Source organism: Vibrio sp. 2096 (genome assembly GCF_033339595.1).
In the GTDB taxonomy this organism is placed as follows: Bacteria; Pseudomonadota; Gammaproteobacteria; order Enterobacterales; family Vibrionaceae; genus Vibrio; species Vibrio alginolyticus.
In genome coordinates, this window is the sequence record NZ_JAWOUX010000054.1 from 1 (window position 1) to 1483 (window position 1483).

The window sequence follows — 1483 nt, forward strand, 5'->3', positions numbered from 1 at the left end:
AATGGGCTTTCCCGGCGCAGATGGGCGATGTGGGCGGCGCGGATCATGATCTTGGACGGCACACAACCGACGTTGACGCAGGTGCCGCCGATGGTGCCGCGCTCAATCAGCGTGACCTGCGCGCCTTGCTCGACGGCCTTCAGTGCTGCCGCCATCGCGGCTCCACCGCTGCCGATCACGGCGACTTGCAACGGGCGCTCGCCGCCGCTGCCCTTGTCGACGGCACCCATCCAGCCGCGCACCTTGTCGAACAGCCCAGTGCGGTTGTCGGTCGGCGGGGCATCGGCGAGCATCGCTTTGTAGCCCAGGCCAGCCACGGCGGCGGTCAGTGCGTCCGGCGCTGTGCCTGGATCAAGGGCGAGCTGGGCCGCGCCCTTGGCATAGGACACTATGGCAGATTGGACGCCGGGTACTTTTTCCAGCGCTTCCTTGACGTGCGCCGCGCACGAGTCGCAGGTCATGCCGGTGATTTTTAGATGGGTCATGCGACAGATCCTTTTTCGTTTGTGGTAGCAGACAAGGGCGTCAGATGTGCTGCGCTGCCGTTTTCAGTGCCTCACTTCTTGACGCTGGACGGATAGCCCGCGTCTTCGGTGGCCTTGGTCAGCTTCTGCACGCTGGTCTTGGCATCATCGAAGGTGACAACCGCTTCGCGTGTCTCGAAGGTCACGTTAACTTTGCTGACGCCTTCGACCTTGGAAATCGCCTTCTTAACGGTGATCGGACAAGCGGAGCAGGTCATGCCCGGTACGGACAGCGTGACGGTCTGGGTGGCGGCCCACACGGGGGCAACAACGGCAGCGATGGCGAGAGAGGCAAACAGTTTTTTCATGATGAACTCCTGTGATTAATAGAAAAATGGCATGACGTAGGGAAATCCGAGCGCGACCAGAACCAGCGCGGCCACGACCCAGAAAATGAGCTTGTAAGTAGCGCGCACTTGGGGAATCGCACACACATCCCCTGGTTTGCAGGCTTGCGCCGGTCGGTAGATGCGCCGCCAGGCGAAAAACAGCGCCACCAACGCCGCGCCGATGAAGATCGGGCGATAAGGTTCCAACACCGTCAAGTTGCCGATCCAAGCGCCGCTGAACCCCAGGGCGATCAGAACCAGCGGCCCCAGGCAGCAAGCCGAGGCGAGGATGGCGGCTAGCCCGCCAGTGAAGAGCGCCCCGCGCCCGTTTTGAGGTTCAGACATACGCTTGTCCTTTCAAATCTGGATTGGATAGCTTAAGCTTACTTCCGTACCAATGTACGGAGTCAAGCGATATGGAAAAAAATTTGGAGAATCTGACTATTGGCGTTTTCGCCAAGGCGGCCGGGGTCAACGTGGAAACAATCCGGTTCTATCAGCGCAAGGGCTTGTTGCCGGAGCCGGACAAGCCCTATGGCAGCATTCGCCGCTATGGCGAGGCGGATGTGACGCGGGTGCGCTTCGTGAAATCAGCCCAGCGGCTCGGATTCAGCCTCGACGAGATCGCAG

Annotated in this window: 4 protein-coding genes; 1 reads left to right on the plus strand and 3 read right to left on the minus strand. The window is 60.7% G+C overall.

Annotated features, from left to right (window positions below; all coding sequences use genetic code 11):
• The 3 genes from R7Q41_RS23945 to R7Q41_RS23955 form a co-directional block, all read right to left on the minus strand.
• On the minus strand, positions 1-485 hold a 485-nt coding region (locus tag R7Q41_RS23945; RefSeq protein ID WP_318144702.1), incomplete at its 3' end, for an FAD-dependent oxidoreductase.
• Positions 486-556: 71 nt separating this feature from the next.
• The gene (merP, locus tag R7Q41_RS23950) at positions 557-832 is read right to left on the minus strand and encodes a mercury resistance system periplasmic binding protein MerP (protein WP_000732290.1); all 276 of its coding nucleotides are present in this window, start codon (positions 830-832) and stop codon (positions 557-559) included.
• A gap of 15 nt (positions 833-847) precedes the next feature.
• Positions 848-1198, minus strand: coding sequence for a mercuric transport protein MerT (locus R7Q41_RS23955; protein ID WP_001294666.1), 351 nt, complete (start codon positions 1196-1198; stop codon positions 848-850).
• A 71-nt stretch (positions 1199-1269) separates the two neighbouring features.
• Between R7Q41_RS23955 and R7Q41_RS23960 the strand changes: the two genes are divergently transcribed.
• Positions 1270-1483: MerR family transcriptional regulator (locus tag R7Q41_RS23960; protein ID WP_276468948.1), on the plus strand; the 214-nt coding region annotated here is incomplete at its 3' end.

Coding starts and splice junctions, on each gene's coding strand:
- merP (WP_000732290.1), bottom strand. CDS start 832: ATGAAAAAACTGTTTGCCTCTCTCGCCATCGCTGCCGTTGTTGCCCCC.
- R7Q41_RS23955 (WP_001294666.1), bottom strand. CDS start 1,198: ATGTCTGAACCTCAAAACGGGCGCGGGGCGCTCTTCACTGGCGGGCTA.